Below are 13,480 nucleotides of genomic sequence, written 5' to 3'. Positions count from 1 at the left end.
TTTATGGCTTTATAACATAACCTAAACCTTTCATGGTATGAATGAGTTTGGTATCAAAAGGTTTATCTATTTTTTTTCGCAAATATGTGATATAAACGTCAACAACGTTGGTATTCATATCAAAATTAATGTCCCAGACATTGTCCAGAATCTGATCTCTGGAAACAATTCTTCCGCTATTTTTAGCTAAATAATACAGTAATTTAAATTCCTTGGCGGTTAAAATTATGGACTCACCGTCTCTTTTTACTGTTTTAGCGCGTGCATTAATCTCTAAATCTCCAACTGTTATGCTGTCAATTTTTTCGGTTTCCTGATGTGCTCTTCTGTGCAAAGCGTTTACTCTTGCATCAAGTTCTCCAAATTTAAATGGTTTAACTAAATAATCATCTGCACCGGCATTGAGTCCGGTTACAATATTTTCTGAAGTTCCAAGGGCTGTTAAAAGCAAAACAGGAATGAAATTTTTACTGGCACGCAACCTTCTGCAAATTTCAATTCCGTTAATATCCGGCAACATCACATCCAGAATTACTACATCAAAATTATAGTTATGAAGCATTTCAAGCGCTGTTGTACCGTCCATGGCGACACTAACTTCGTTATTATTTTCGGCAAATCCTTTACGTAAAATGGACAAAAGATTTGGTTCGTCTTCGACTATAAGTAATTTCATTTTGATTAATGTATCTATAACAAAAATAAGGATTGAGTTTAAAAATTTAAATCACAATAGTTATAAATTATGATTTAATTATGAACAATAACTTTTAGTAACTACAAAAAAGCATTCATGATAATAAATACTTTTGCTTTTATGATTTGATGCTGTATATTATTTAGTCGAAATTCTAAAATGATTCTCCTGCATTCAGATAAAATCCTTTCGAATTATTTCCCCACGCATAATCAACAATTAGATTGGTGCGCGTTTTTTTATCAATTAAAATTCGCAAGCCAATTCCCGCAGCAGGCTGAACTGAGTTAAAAAGTGGTATTTTATTATCGACATTACTTGCCGTTACAAAATTGGTAAAAACAGTCCCGCTTATCATTTCATCGCAGGTTATTGGGAATCTAAATTCTGTTGAAAGGTAAATCAATCCGTTTCCTCTAAATAATCCCTGCGTGTATCCTTCTCCACTCCGACTGCGCTGATCCCAACCTATTGCGGGCAAATTTAAATAAGGAACTTTTCCTCTGGTTACAAATTGCCCGTAAGTCCAAATAGCTAAAATATATCTTTTATCTTTGTTCGAAACGGGTATAAAATGGCGATATTCGGCATATAAAACATTACTGTAATCTTGGTTGTTAAACAAAACGGGATTAAAACGATAGTTAATATTAGCAAACCATCCGCGATTTGAATTGACCTGATTGTCTCTGGAATCATAGACCAGGTTTAGGCTTATACCATTTAAGAAATATTCTAAATCATTAAATCCATGTTTTTGACTATAATTATAGTGATAAGTATATTTTCCGTTTTCGATATCTAAATCCTTGTCTTTTATACTGGAATACCAATCGAGATTTATTCCTCCGCCAACATAAAAATTTTTATATACTTCAAAAGATGCTGTTTGGTGAAATTTAAAATAATCATAATCCATTGGTTGTGCGATAGAATCAATACTAAAATTTTCATTATGGCTATGATTAGGGATAATATTTGTTCCTAATCCGTAATTAGGCTGAGAGAAAATGTACAATCGATAATCGCCACTTAAAAAAATCTTGTTGTTTTTGAGTAAGATATTATTTTTGACATTCACCAGTAATTGCTTTTTTGTGGTATACGTAATTCCCAAATTTGCCACAGAATATTTATCAGATTCCTGTTTTCCTTTAAAAGTATATTGTGCAACTGCACCAAAGAAAAATCCGGTTGCGGGCTGAGAACCAATTGCAGGAATAACCAAGAAAAAATTGTTTTTTGTGGGTTTCACAACATATACAGAATCTTTCTTTTTAAAGATTTCCAATATTGTTCTTGGCGGACATACTTCAGGAGAAGTATTTTGAGTCTGGGCTATTGAATTTAATGAAATGAATAACACGAACCCTAAGATCTTATAACGATAAAAGTATTTATTTTTTAAAAATCTTATCATTTGAAAGTTTTAAATTCATGAATAAACATTCAACCTATGTAAAAATATACCTTATTTTCAATATTTTACAAAATTAAAATAGTAAAGAACATTCTTTTAAGTCAAAAAAAAGCCATCAATATAAAAAGTTTCCCTGCAATATTGGTCCTAATTTCATAATCAAAAATTGGGTTTAATTACGTTACTATTCCTTAAGTTTTTTTACCAAACTCAAAAATTAAACGACTTAATTTATTGAGAAATATTATTTTTAAATAAAAATTAAACACGAATAAGTAACTAAATAATGCGACCTAATTATTATCTTTCGGTCTCAAACAATCATCAAAAACAACATTGAAAAAAGCTTCAGAATATTTCCTTGATAAAGAATACGAAACTATTACTTATGGCAGAGATGATGCTAATTTTAAGGATTTTGAATGTTGTACTTTTAATAATTGTAATTTTTCTGACTGTACTTTTTTAGCTGTTACTTTTATTGACTGCATTTTTAACGATTGTATTTTTACCGAGGCTAAAATCAATTATGTTGCTTTTAGAACAGCAACTTTTAACAGATGCGAGATCAAAGAAGTGAATTTTGCAATGTGTGATAAACTTATTTTCGAAGTTCATTTTTACGATTGTATTCTGGATTTTTCGAAGTTTTATACGCTAAAGATAAAAGGAACAACATTTACTAATTGCAGCCTAATTGCAGTCGATTTTATGGCTACGGATCTTACGAGCGTTTTGTTTGATAATTGCGACTTATATCGTTCTGAATTTGACAAAGCCATCGCCAATAAAGCTGATTTTAAAACGAGCTACAATTATACTATTGATCCATCAAAAACCAAACTAAAGAAAGCAGTTTTTGCTTTAAAGGAAATAAAAGGTCTGCTGTTTAAGCATGATATTGTTGTGATATAGTAAATTTTCTAAGAAGCTTACTTTCTTTTATAAAATTGCCTTCCTATTCTGTTGATATGATCGATTAAATCATTATTTTCAATTTTGTCAAAAATTATTAAATCAATAAAATTAGGAATATACAACTCTTCTAATTTATTCTCGATCTGTTGTAAAGTTGATAAACTAATTAATTCGCCTTTAATTGCAAAATCAATATCAGAGTTATCTCTATAATTACCTTTTGCTCTTGAGCCAAATATGATGACTTCATCAATATTCGAATATTGACTAAAAACTGAATTGATCTTAGTTATATAATTTGAAGAAATTCCAAAATAACTCATAAATTAGATTAAATTAATTTGTTCACCGCTTCTTTTTTCTTCCATTTTTATTTGAAAATCTAAAAATAGCTGGAAGTAATCATTAATTATTTTGGCAAATATTTCATGTGCAATCTCCTCATTATAAGTATGTGAAGTTTTATTACGGCTCTGAATCATGTCCATCCATATTTCAGCATTTTCAATTATAAGTAATCTAAAAGCTTCTCTTGTTGCATCTCTGGAACCACCAACTGTGGAATTTCCCTGAAAAAAAGCATAATCTTTCATTACATTCCAAGCCAGTTCATGAGTATATTCAAATCTTTGAATAAGTCCTTCTTTAATTAGCTCTTCAACTACCGATCCTAAATTCTCAGTGTCAAGTTCATTTTCACTATCTAAATAATTATGTTTAATATAATTTACGGATTCCTCTAACTTTAGTAATGCCTTATTAAAATTTGAAAATCTTTGTTCCCACCGTACATCTTCCATATTATTTTTTATACAAAGTTAGTATTTTTTAAATTTAAAGAAATCACAATCTTTTCTCCATGACATAATCTTCCATCAAATAACCATTCCCAATTTCAATATTTACCTCATCAACAACTTCAAATCCTATTTTTTTATAGAATCCTAAAGCAGCATTAAATCTATTTACGTTTAAGGACAAAGTTCTTGAATTATTTTTTAAAGCAAATTTCTCAATTTCGTCAATCACATTTTTTCCAATTCCTTTTCCCTGTGTTTCAGGTAAAAGATATATTTTATGAATCCTTGTAACTGATTCTCCTTTATAATTATGCTCAATTCCGATGAAACCTAATGTAACCTCATCCTCAGAAATCAAATAAAATAATTGTTCTTTTTTATTGTATTGATTGTTTAAAGCTTCATCAGAATAAATAAGATCCAACATATAATCTAACTGCTCTTTTGATAGAATTTCGCCATAAGTTATGGGCCAGGTTGTATGTGCTATTTCCTGAATTAGTTTAATATCGTTTATTGTTGCTGCTGAAATTGTAATCATATTATATTTTAAAAATGCTTTTTATTATTTTGTAAAAATCTGATTTTCCTGTTCGCTTACCCTTATAAAAGTGGTTCGTTTGGTTAATTCTTTTAATCGTGAAGCGCCAACATAGGTACAAGTACTTCGCAAACCTCCTAAAATATCTAATATTGTATTAATGACCTGACCTTTAAAAGGCAACTGAACTGTTTTTCCTTCGCTTGCTCTGTATTCTGCCACACCGCCCACATATTTGTCCATTGCTGTTGTAGAACTCATACCATAAAACTGTTTGAATTTTTCGCCGTTGACTTCAATTAATTCTCCTCCACTTTCAGTATGTCCTGCCAGCATTCCGCCTAACATTACAAAATCTGAACCTGCGCCAAAAGCTTTTGCTACATCTCCTGGAGTTTTACATCCGCCATCGCTAATAATATGCCCGCCAAGACCGTGTGCTGCATCAGCGCATTCTATAATTGCCGAAAGCTGCGGATATCCTACGCCTGTTTTAACGCGTGTTGTACAAACCGATCCCGGACCAATGCCAACTTTTACGATATCGGCTCCAGCCAATAATAGTTCCTCGACCATTTCGCCCGTAACGACATTTCCGGCAATAATGACTTTATCGGGGTATTGTTTTCGGGTTTGTTTTAAAAACTGCACAAAATGTTCTGAATATCCGTTTGCAACATCAATGCAAATGAATTTCAATAAAGGATTTACGGTAATAACTTGTCCAATTTTTTTAAAATCTTCCTTTCCTGTTCCGGTACTTATTGCAATATAATCGTAGAAATCAGGATTTACATTTTTTAGAAAGTCATTCCATTCCTGTAATGAATAATGTTTGTGAATGGCCGTAAAAAGTTTTTCTGCAGCTAAAACCTGAGCCATTTCGAACGTTCCAACAGTATCCATATTGGCAGCCATGATTGGAATTCCTGTCCAATTATTTGTACTGTGCAAAAATTTAAAATTTTGTTCCAATGAGACTTCAGATCTGCTTTTTAGTGTGGATCTTTTTGGTCTGATCATTACATCTTTAAACCCTAATTTTAAATCCGTTTCTATTCTCATGAGTTTGAATTTTGGTTACTTTCAAATGTAAGAAATTTAGATTTTAGAACGTAGATTTTAGACTTTAGATTATTGAAAAATTTGCGCTTATTTTGGTACGCGGATGACACGGATTCGCTATCGCGAAAACGCAGATTTAAACGGATTTTTTATATTGAATACTAAAATTTTTCTAATTGGAATGCGTTTCGACTTCGCTAAACTTGACAAACTGTTTTAGTTTTCAGTCGCAGTCGCAGTAAACAGTTTTAGAGTGAGACTGAAAACTGAGACTGAAAACTAAAAAAAATCACCCATGAATCGTTTCTCCTTTTCCGTAATTCGTGATGATTGATTCTTCGTAAGCAAGCCATTCTCTCCAACGTTTTTCAACGTCGATTCCTACTCCGTATTTACGGGCGTAAGTGATAAAAGTAACATAATGTCCGGCTTCGCTTTCCATTAAATCTCTATAGAAAACAGCCAATTCTTCGTCCTGAATATTTTCAGACAAAACCTTGAAACGTTCGCAGCTTCTGGCTTCGATCATGGCTGAGAATAGTAATCTTTCTACAAGACCTGAAACCCGACTTCCGTCTCCGCTTTTCTTCATATATAAATACAATTCATTTACATAATCGTCTTTGCGTTCGCGGCCTAGTTTTAATCCTCTTTTGATGATGATGTTGTGAACCTGCTCAAAATGATCGATTTCTTCTTTGGCTAAAGCCAATAAATCTTTGACCAAATCCTGATGTTCTGAGTTATTGGTGATAATCGTAATCGCGTTTGTTGCTGCTTTTTGCTCGCACCAGGCGTGATCTGTCAGGATTTCTTCTATATTTTTTTCTACAATATTTACCCATCTTGGGTCTGTTGGTAATTGTAATCTTAATACGCCCATGTCTCTCTTAGTTATTTTGTTATTTTTGTTTCAGGTTTCACGTTCTTTTAGGAACAAAAAAAGTTTAAAGTTTTGCTTACGTTTTTCTACGCGTCACAAAACTTTAAACTTGAAACTTTAAACTTGAAACTTTTTATTAATATACGAAAATTGGTCTTTCGCTCATCATTTCGTTTACTTCATTTGCTACTTCTTCGATAACTGCTTCGTTTGTATGATCAGCAAGAACTCTGTCGATTAAGGCTACGATTGTTTCCATATCTTCTTCAACTAAACCACGTGTTGTGATTGCAGCTGTTCCTACACGGATTCCTGAAGTTACAAATGGTGATTTATCATCAAATGGAACCATATTTTTATTTACAGTGATTTCTGCTTTTACTAATGCATTTTCAGCTTCTTTACCAGAAATATTTTTATTTCTTAAGTCAATAAGCATCATGTGATTATCAGTTCCGCCAGAAATAATTTTGTATCCTCTTTTTACAAAAGCATCTGCCATAGCGTTTGCATTTTTTTGTAATTGCATAGCGTATGTAAAGAATTCATCTTTTAATGCTTCACCAAAAGCTACGGCTTTAGCAGCGATAATATGCATTAAAGGTCCGCCTTGATTTCCCGGGAAAACTGCAAGATCTAATAAAGACGACATCATTCTGATTTCTCCTTTTGGGGTTTTTAATCCTTGTGGGTTTTCGAAATCTTTTCCCATTAAGATCAAACCTCCACGTGGTCCGCGTAATGTTTTGTGTGTTGTTGTAGAAACAATATGACAATGTGGAATTGGATCATTCATTAATCCTTTTGCAATAAGTCCCGCAGGGTGAGAAATATCAGCAAATAAAATTGCTCCTACGCTGTCTGCAATTACTCTGAAACGCTCAAAATCCATATCACGAGAATAAGCCGAAGCTCCTGCGATGATCAATTTTGGCTGCTCTTTAGTTGCAATTTCCTGAATTTTATCATAGTCTAAGCGACCAGTTTCTGCATCTACTCCGTAAAAAACAGGCTTGTATAAACGACCTGAAAAGTTCACCGGAGAACCGTGAGTTAAGTGACCACCGTGAGATAAATCAAAACCTAATATAGTATCACCAGGATTTAAACATGCATGGTAAACTGCTGTGTTTGCCTGAGAACCTGAGTGTGGCTGTACGTTTGCATATTCAGCACCAAATAATTCCTTAGCTCTGTCAATTGCAATTTGCTCAATAACGTCTACTACTTCGCAACCGCCGTAGTATCTTTTGCCAGGATATCCTTCGGCATATTTATTAGTTAAAACAGAACCAGCTGCTTCCATTACTTCATCACTTACAAAATTCTCTGAAGCGATAAGTTCTAATCCGTGAATTTGTCTGTCTTGTTCCTCTAGTATAAGGTCAAAAATTTGTTCGTCGCGTTGCATTTTTTCGTTTTTCGTTAATTTCCTGCAAAAATACAAAAAAACGTTTGTCAAACTGTTAGATTATGATATATTTGACATAGAATTTTTCAACAAATAATTAACATTCACATGCCAATAACCGCTAACGATACCAAAAGAAAATCATGGTTAGAAGTGCCAGAAAATAGCGACTTCCCTATTCAAAATATTCCTTTCGGTGTATTTCTTACTAAAGAAAATGTCGTTACAGTAGGAACACGAATTGGCGATTACGCTATAGATTTAGGGGCTTTACAACAATTAAACTATTTTGCAGGAATAGATTTAACTGATGATATGTTCATGCAGGACACGCTTAATGATTTTATTTCTGATGGAAAAAAAACATGGCGTTTAGTTCGAAATCGCATTTCCGAGATATTCGACGAAACAAATCCGCAACTAAGAGATTCAACAAAAGATCGGGATATTGTTATTTTTCAAATTGATGATGTCGAAATGCAATTACCTGTGTTAATAGGTGATTATACTGACTTTTACTCCAGCAAAGAGCATGCAACGAACGTAGGAAAAATGTTTCGTGATCCTGAAAATGCTTTATTACCAAACTGGTTACATATACCTGTAGGATATCACGGAAGAAGTTCTACTATTGTTCCATCAGGGATTCCGGTTCACAGACCAATGGGGCAAACTTTACCAAATGGAGAAAAATATCCTGTTTTTGGTCCGTCTCGTCTGGTAGATTTTGAATTGGAAACTGCTTTTATTACGACCGACGTTAATATAATGGGAGAAAACATCCCAACTTATGAAGCCGAAGATTATATTTTCGGAATGGTTTTACTAAATGACTGGAGCGCACGCGATATTCAAAAATGGGAATATGTGCCACTTGGACCATTTTTAGCTAAAAACTTTGCTACATCAATTTCTCCGTGGATTGTGACTATGGATGCTCTTGAACCTTTTAGAACTAAAGGTCCAAAACAAGATCCGTCGCCGCTGCCTTATTTACAGACTAAAGGAAAAAAGGCTTTTGATATTCATTTAGAAGTTTCGATTAAACCTGAGGAAGCCGAAGAAACTATTGTTTCTAAATCAAATTTCAAATATTTATATTGGTCAATGGCACAGCAATTAGCACATCATACTTCAAATGGTTGTCGCGTAAATTCTGGTGATATGATGGGTTCAGGAACGATTTCAGGTCCTACTCCTGATAGCTTTGGTTCTATGTTAGAATTGACCTGGGGAGGACAAAATCCGATAAAATTAAAAGATGGAAGCGAACGTAAATTTATCGAAGATAATGATACGGTTATCATTAGAGGATTCTGCGAAAATGCTGAAGTACGTCTTGGTTTTGGAGAGGTTTGCAGTCAATTGTTACCGCCTTTTATCAGACCATGAAGAGAAAATAAAATAAGTTAGAATATAAAAAAAGCCTTGTTATTCAAGGCTTTTTTTATGTTTATATTTACTCCAAAACCACCTTTACCCAAACTAAACGATGATCTGAACTTGATTCGCGTTTTTCAACCAATTCTGACATTGGTTCACCATTTGCAGGCCAGAACACACCGCTGTTGATAACCTTGAAACCAAGTTTGGAAGGCAATACATAATCAGCACGCATTCTCCAAAAAGCAGTATGGTTAATTCCGAAAGGGTTTTGAGGACTATATTCAGCACCACCTTTACTGGCAGGTGTAGGTTCGCTGTTAATTTTAGTATTGGCAAGTAGTGACTTTATACCTTCTGCGATAGCGCTTCCTTCAACCGGCGAAGCATTTTGATCACCTAATATAACAAATTGAGAATTCGCAGCTAAGCCGCCTTTCACACCTTTGTCATCATAAATATACGAAGCGGAATTGTCTGAAATGTAGTCACTCCAAAACCTGATTTCATCATGATTTCTCTTTCCATTACGATCCTCTTCACCGTCAAAGGAAGCAGGTGTGGGATGACTAGCTAAAATATGAACCGTTTTATTGCCAATCTTAACAGGAACATCCCAGTGAGATTTAGAAGATAATGGAAATTGTGCCCATGCTTCTTTACTATACCAATCTGATCCATCCGGCTTTTTGGTGAGCAATGCTTCCGGCATATCTTTCCATTTGAAATGTTGAAAAGTACGAACTGCCTGAACATCAATAGGGTATTTTGACAAAATCATCATCGCATATTGACCCGGATACATGCCAAATCCCCATGCATCACTACCAAAATTTTCAGACTTTCCGTCATTGTTCAAATCGTAAGGACTTGGCTGACCGGTATTCACAGTTGAGTAATAATGGTAAGGATAATCAATAGCCGTTGCTCCGCCCTGGCTCACTTTTAAATAATTTTTAACAAACGCTTTCACTCCACGTTTAGGATTTTTAATGTAATCAAACTCGTTAAGTAGAATAACATCCGGTCTTACGGTCTGAATTATCTGGGCAATATTTTTAATTTGAAGATTATTTCCTGATTCAAGCTCATTGATCAGTATTTTCTCTGAATTTCCCTTTGTACCTCTTGGAAAATAATTTTCAGATTCCATACTAACATTATAGGTAGCAAATGTAAGTTCAAGGTTTTTTTGTAGATCAGACTGTGAGAATACAGCTCCGGAAGAAAGAATGGAAAGGATAAAGAATATTTTTTTCATTATAAAATTGAATTTGCATTTGTGCATTTTGACTAAACAAATTTAAGATTGTTGTCGGCAAGCCCTGTCGTCTCTATGTTAAGTATATGTCAATAAAAAAGCTGTCAATAAAAGTGACAGCTTAATAATATAAAAAAGGCTCTGCCTAATGTTTCGTTCGCTTATAATTTTGCCAAAGATTAAAAGATTATAATAACTGTTAACCTGTGGCAAAATACTCTTTTGCTTTATTAGGCAGGAATTTGCTGACTCAAACAATGCAAGGTTCCAAATCCCCAGATAAAATCGATACAACTTATTCCGATTACTTCTCTGTCCGGGAAACATTCTGATAATATGTTTAGTGCAACTCTATCATTGCTATCATTAAATGTGGGAACTAAAACACAATTGTTTAGAATTAAAAAATTAGCATAACTTGCCGGTAATCTTAAATCTTCAAAATCTACACGTTTTGGCATTGGTAATGCTACAATTGTTGGCGATTTTCCATCTTCTAACTTTGCGTTCTGTAAGCGTTTTAAATTGTCCTGTAATGGTTTGTAGTTGGCATCATTTTTATCGGTTTCTATAATGGTCACGATGGTATCTTCATTTACGAATCTACATAAGTCGTCGATATGTCCGTGAGTATCATCACCTTCTATTCCGTCTCCAAGCCAGATTACGTTTGTAACTCCAAGATATTCCTTGAAAACAGCTTCGTAATCTTCTTTAGTGAAATTTTTATTTCGAACCTGAATGGATGGATGCATCAGGCATTCTTCTGAGGTTAGTAAAGTTCCTCTTCCGTTTACATCAATTGCACCACCTTCTACAATTACAGGTTTTCCTTTATACAGTACTTGTGTTAAAGGAACATCAATAAAATCAGCAATTTTGCCCGGGACAAATTTATCTAATTGATAGTTTTTGTATTTTGCCCATCCGTTGAAATTGAAATTCAGTGCTTCTCTTTTCGAACCATTTTTTACAACAATTGGTCCTGAATCGCGCATCCAGCTTCTGTTGGTTTTATGAATAATGAAAGAAACATTCGCAATATTTACACGTGCTCTTTCTAACATTTCGGCTACTTTTTCTTTTAGTTTTTCATCGGCTACGACCAAAAAAACAGTTTCAAAAGTGGCTACTTTTTTAATAAATTCTACAAAAGCCCATTGAACGGCATCATATTTTCCTGGCCAATCATTACCATTATGCGGAAAACACAATACAATACCTTGTTGTTTTTCCCATTCTGCTGGAAATCTTCTATTATTTGTTGACATAAAGTGATTCTAAATTTGAAAGTGTACAAAGATAAACATTCGGAAGGATTATAAAAAATACATCTAAAATCAAATTGCAACTAACTTAAATCATATTATAAAAATTAAATTAAAGATTAAATAATACCTTCTTAATATACGCCGAAGTTGTGCTAATTACTTTTGGCAAAACTAAAAACTATCAAAATGAAAAAACTAAGTATTTCATTATTAGCCGCTTTATCTATTATGGTAAGTTGTAATAATGATGAAAATTCAAGCAACACAGAACCTGAAGTTGTTGTTAATGAAAACCCGGGGACTTTTAAGGAAATAGGTTCCATTACCATTGGTGGCGAAGGCGCAGCTGAAATCACGGCTTATGATGAGAAAACAAAAAAGCTTTTTACTGTAAATAATAGTGGAACAAACCAAATTGACGTTATTGATTTAACTGATCCTGCTAAACCTACCAAAATTGGCAAAATAGATTTGACTCCGTATGAAGGTGCCTCAAATAGTGTGGCTGTTTATGAAGGAAAACTAGCTGTTGCTTTAGAATCAACGATCAACAAACAAGGAAACGGGAAAGTGGTTGTTTTTAATACTGCTGATTATAGTTTGATTAAACAAATAACAGTTGGTGCTTTACCGGATATGGTGACTTTTTCGCCTGACGGAAAATATATTATGACGGCTAATGAAGGAGAGCCAAATACGGATTACACACAAGATCCAAACGGTACAATTTCTATTATTGAAGTTGCGAATAATTATGCGGTTACTACTTTAGATTTTGCTTCTTTAAGCGGACAGGCTGCGGCTTTACAAAAGGATGGTTTTAGAATTTCGAAATTTGCAAAAAGTTTTGCGCAGGATATCGAACCTGAATATGTGACTATTTCTGACGATTCTAAAACGGCTTGGGTAACCTTACAGGAAAATAACGGTGTTGCAAAAGTTGATTTGACTTCTAAAACCATTACGGGAATTTATCCGTTAGGTTTTAAGGATTTTAATACTGCCGAAAACGCAATTGATGTAAGTGATAAAGATGATAAAGTTGCTTTTAACCCATGGAAAGTAAAAGGTATGTTTATGCCTGACGGAATTAGTCATTTTTCAGCCAATAATGTTCCGTATTTTGTTACTGCTAATGAAGGGGATTCCAGAGAATATACAGCTTATTCAGATATTAAAAGAATGAAAGATATGAAGCTTGACGCAACTGTTTTTCCTGATGCTGCAACTTTAAAACTGGAAACTAATTTAGGAAGATTAAATCTTATTGCTGATATGGGTGATACTGACGGCGACGGAGATCTTGACGAAATGATGGCTTTTGGAGCGCGTTCTTTTTCAATTTGGAACGGAAATACCGGAAAAATTGTTTATGACAGCAAAAATGATGTCGATAAAAAAACAAATGAACTGGGAACATATGATGATAAACGCAGTGATGATAAAGGCTCAGAACCCGAAGCTGTAGTCGCGGTTAAGATGGGAAGTCAGAATATTCTGTTTGTTGGATTAGAAAGATCAGATTCTTTTATGACTTATGATGTAACAAATCCTGCAGCGCCTCAATATTTGCAAACTGTAAAAACCGGCGATGCTCCGGAAGGAATTTTATTTATTCCGGCTTCTAAAAGTCCAACTAAAAGAAGTTTGTTAATAGTTAGTAGTGAGGGAGATGGAACGATAAAAATCTATCAGCCGGATCTAAAATAACTTCCTGACTACTAATTTTAAAAATGGGCTAAAGATGAATTTAGCCCATTTTTTTATCCAAATATTTTGTTTCTGTTAACGTATTTACACAAATAAAACCCAAAAGATGGGAATTATGTA

13 protein-coding genes are annotated in these 13,480 nt (G+C 33.8%); 3 read left to right on the top strand and 10 right to left on the bottom strand.

What is annotated here, in order from left to right:
- Nucleotide 1 precedes the first annotated feature (1 nt).
- Nucleotides 2-676: a response regulator transcription factor gene (locus ACHRVX_RS03710; protein WP_395329345.1), complete on the bottom strand. Its 675-nt coding sequence runs from the start codon at nt 674-676 to the stop codon at nt 2-4.
- Nucleotides 677-851: 175 nt separating this feature from the next.
- Entirely contained in the window at nt 852-2,117 is a 1,266-nt protein-coding gene (locus ACHRVX_RS03705) for a BamA/TamA family outer membrane protein (protein WP_395329343.1), read from the bottom strand.
- A 336-nt stretch (nt 2,118-2,453) separates the two neighbouring features.
- On the opposite strand from ACHRVX_RS03705, the gene ACHRVX_RS03700 reads away from it, so the two are divergent.
- Nucleotides 2,454-3,032 (top strand): pentapeptide repeat-containing protein, encoded by a 579-nt coding sequence (locus ACHRVX_RS03700; protein WP_395329341.1) that lies wholly within the window; start codon nt 2,454-2,456, stop codon nt 3,030-3,032.
- A gap of 17 nt (nt 3,033-3,049) precedes the next feature.
- Here ACHRVX_RS03700 and ACHRVX_RS03695 read toward each other — a convergent pair whose 3' ends face one another.
- The 6 genes from ACHRVX_RS03695 to glyA all read right to left on the bottom strand — a co-directional run bounded on the left by ACHRVX_RS03695 (nt 3,050) and on the right by glyA (nt 7,735).
- On the bottom strand, nt 3,050-3,358 hold the full coding sequence (locus ACHRVX_RS03695; RefSeq protein ID WP_395329339.1) for a nucleotidyltransferase domain-containing protein: 309 nt from the start codon (nt 3,356-3,358) through the stop codon (nt 3,050-3,052).
- A gap of 3 nt (nt 3,359-3,361) precedes the next feature.
- On the bottom strand, nt 3,362-3,835 hold the full coding sequence (locus tag ACHRVX_RS03690) for a nucleotidyltransferase substrate binding protein (RefSeq protein ID WP_395329337.1): 474 nt from the start codon (nt 3,833-3,835) through the stop codon (nt 3,362-3,364).
- 43 nt (nt 3,836-3,878) lie between these two features.
- A complete protein-coding gene (locus ACHRVX_RS03685) occupies nt 3,879-4,376 on the bottom strand; it encodes a GNAT family N-acetyltransferase (RefSeq protein ID WP_395329335.1) in 498 nt (165 codons plus the stop codon).
- 24 nt (nt 4,377-4,400) lie between these two features.
- Entirely contained in the window at nt 4,401-5,441 is a 1,041-nt protein-coding gene (locus tag ACHRVX_RS03680; RefSeq protein ID WP_395329333.1) for a GMP reductase, read from the bottom strand.
- A 289-nt stretch (nt 5,442-5,730) separates the two neighbouring features.
- On the bottom strand, nt 5,731-6,324 hold the full coding sequence (locus ACHRVX_RS03675) for a tRNA-(ms[2]io[6]A)-hydroxylase (RefSeq protein ID WP_073393768.1): 594 nt from the start codon (nt 6,322-6,324) through the stop codon (nt 5,731-5,733).
- A 136-nt stretch (nt 6,325-6,460) separates the two neighbouring features.
- Complete coding sequence (gene glyA / locus ACHRVX_RS03670) at nt 6,461-7,735, bottom strand: serine hydroxymethyltransferase (protein ID WP_395329331.1); 1,275 nt, start codon at nt 7,733-7,735, stop codon at nt 6,461-6,463.
- A 108-nt stretch (nt 7,736-7,843) separates the two neighbouring features.
- On the opposite strand from glyA, the gene fahA reads away from it, so the two are divergent.
- Nucleotides 7,844-9,127, top strand: a complete 1,284-nt coding sequence (fahA, locus tag ACHRVX_RS03665) for a fumarylacetoacetase (protein ID WP_395329329.1) — start codon at nt 7,844-7,846, stop codon at nt 9,125-9,127.
- Between the two features lie 67 nt (nt 9,128-9,194).
- Here the strand turns inward: fahA and ACHRVX_RS03660 are convergent, their stop codons facing one another.
- Nucleotides 9,195-10,379 (bottom strand): endonuclease/exonuclease/phosphatase family protein, encoded by a 1,185-nt coding sequence (locus tag ACHRVX_RS03660; protein WP_395329327.1) that lies wholly within the window; start codon nt 10,377-10,379, stop codon nt 9,195-9,197.
- A gap of 230 nt (nt 10,380-10,609) precedes the next feature.
- On the bottom strand, nt 10,610-11,650 hold the full coding sequence (locus tag ACHRVX_RS03655; RefSeq protein WP_395329325.1) for an agmatine/peptidylarginine deiminase: 1,041 nt from the start codon (nt 11,648-11,650) through the stop codon (nt 10,610-10,612).
- 186 nt (nt 11,651-11,836) lie between these two features.
- Between ACHRVX_RS03655 and ACHRVX_RS03650 the strand changes: the two genes are divergently transcribed.
- A complete protein-coding gene (locus tag ACHRVX_RS03650) occupies nt 11,837-13,360 on the top strand; it encodes a choice-of-anchor I family protein (protein WP_395329323.1) in 1,524 nt (507 codons plus the stop codon).
- The last annotated feature ends 120 nt before the right edge of the window (nt 13,361-13,480 follow it).

The organism is Flavobacterium sp. FlaQc-47 (assembly GCF_044006475.1).
In the GTDB taxonomy this organism is placed as follows: domain Bacteria; phylum Bacteroidota; class Bacteroidia; order Flavobacteriales; family Flavobacteriaceae; genus Flavobacterium.
The sequence above is the reverse complement of the archived record's forward strand: the minus strand, read 5'-3'. Positions and strand labels throughout refer to the sequence as shown.

Coding starts and splice junctions, on each gene's coding strand:
- glyA (WP_395329331.1), bottom strand. CDS start 7,735: ATGCAACGCGACGAACAAATTTTTGACCTTATACTAGAGGAACAAGAC.
- ACHRVX_RS03685 (WP_395329335.1), bottom strand. CDS start 4,376: ATGATTACAATTTCAGCAGCAACAATAAACGATATTAAACTAATTCAG.
- fahA (WP_395329329.1), top strand. CDS start 7,844: ATGCCAATAACCGCTAACGATACCAAAAGAAAATCATGGTTAGAAGTG.
- ACHRVX_RS03660 (WP_395329327.1), bottom strand. CDS start 10,379: ATGAAAAAAATATTCTTTATCCTTTCCATTCTTTCTTCCGGAGCTGTA.
- ACHRVX_RS03675 (WP_073393768.1), bottom strand. CDS start 6,324: ATGGGCGTATTAAGATTACAATTACCAACAGACCCAAGATGGGTAAAT.
- ACHRVX_RS03655 (WP_395329325.1), bottom strand. CDS start 11,650: ATGTCAACAAATAATAGAAGATTTCCAGCAGAATGGGAAAAACAACAA.
- ACHRVX_RS03695 (WP_395329339.1), bottom strand. CDS start 3,358: ATGAGTTATTTTGGAATTTCTTCAAATTATATAACTAAGATCAATTCA.
- ACHRVX_RS03710 (WP_395329345.1), bottom strand. CDS start 676: ATGAAATTACTTATAGTCGAAGACGAACCAAATCTTTTGTCCATTTTA.
- ACHRVX_RS03680 (WP_395329333.1), bottom strand. CDS start 5,441: ATGAGAATAGAAACGGATTTAAAATTAGGGTTTAAAGATGTAATGATC.
- ACHRVX_RS03650 (WP_395329323.1), top strand. CDS start 11,837: ATGAAAAAACTAAGTATTTCATTATTAGCCGCTTTATCTATTATGGTA.
- ACHRVX_RS03690 (WP_395329337.1), bottom strand. CDS start 3,835: ATGGAAGATGTACGGTGGGAACAAAGATTTTCAAATTTTAATAAGGCA.
- ACHRVX_RS03705 (WP_395329343.1), bottom strand. CDS start 2,117: ATGATAAGATTTTTAAAAAATAAATACTTTTATCGTTATAAGATCTTA.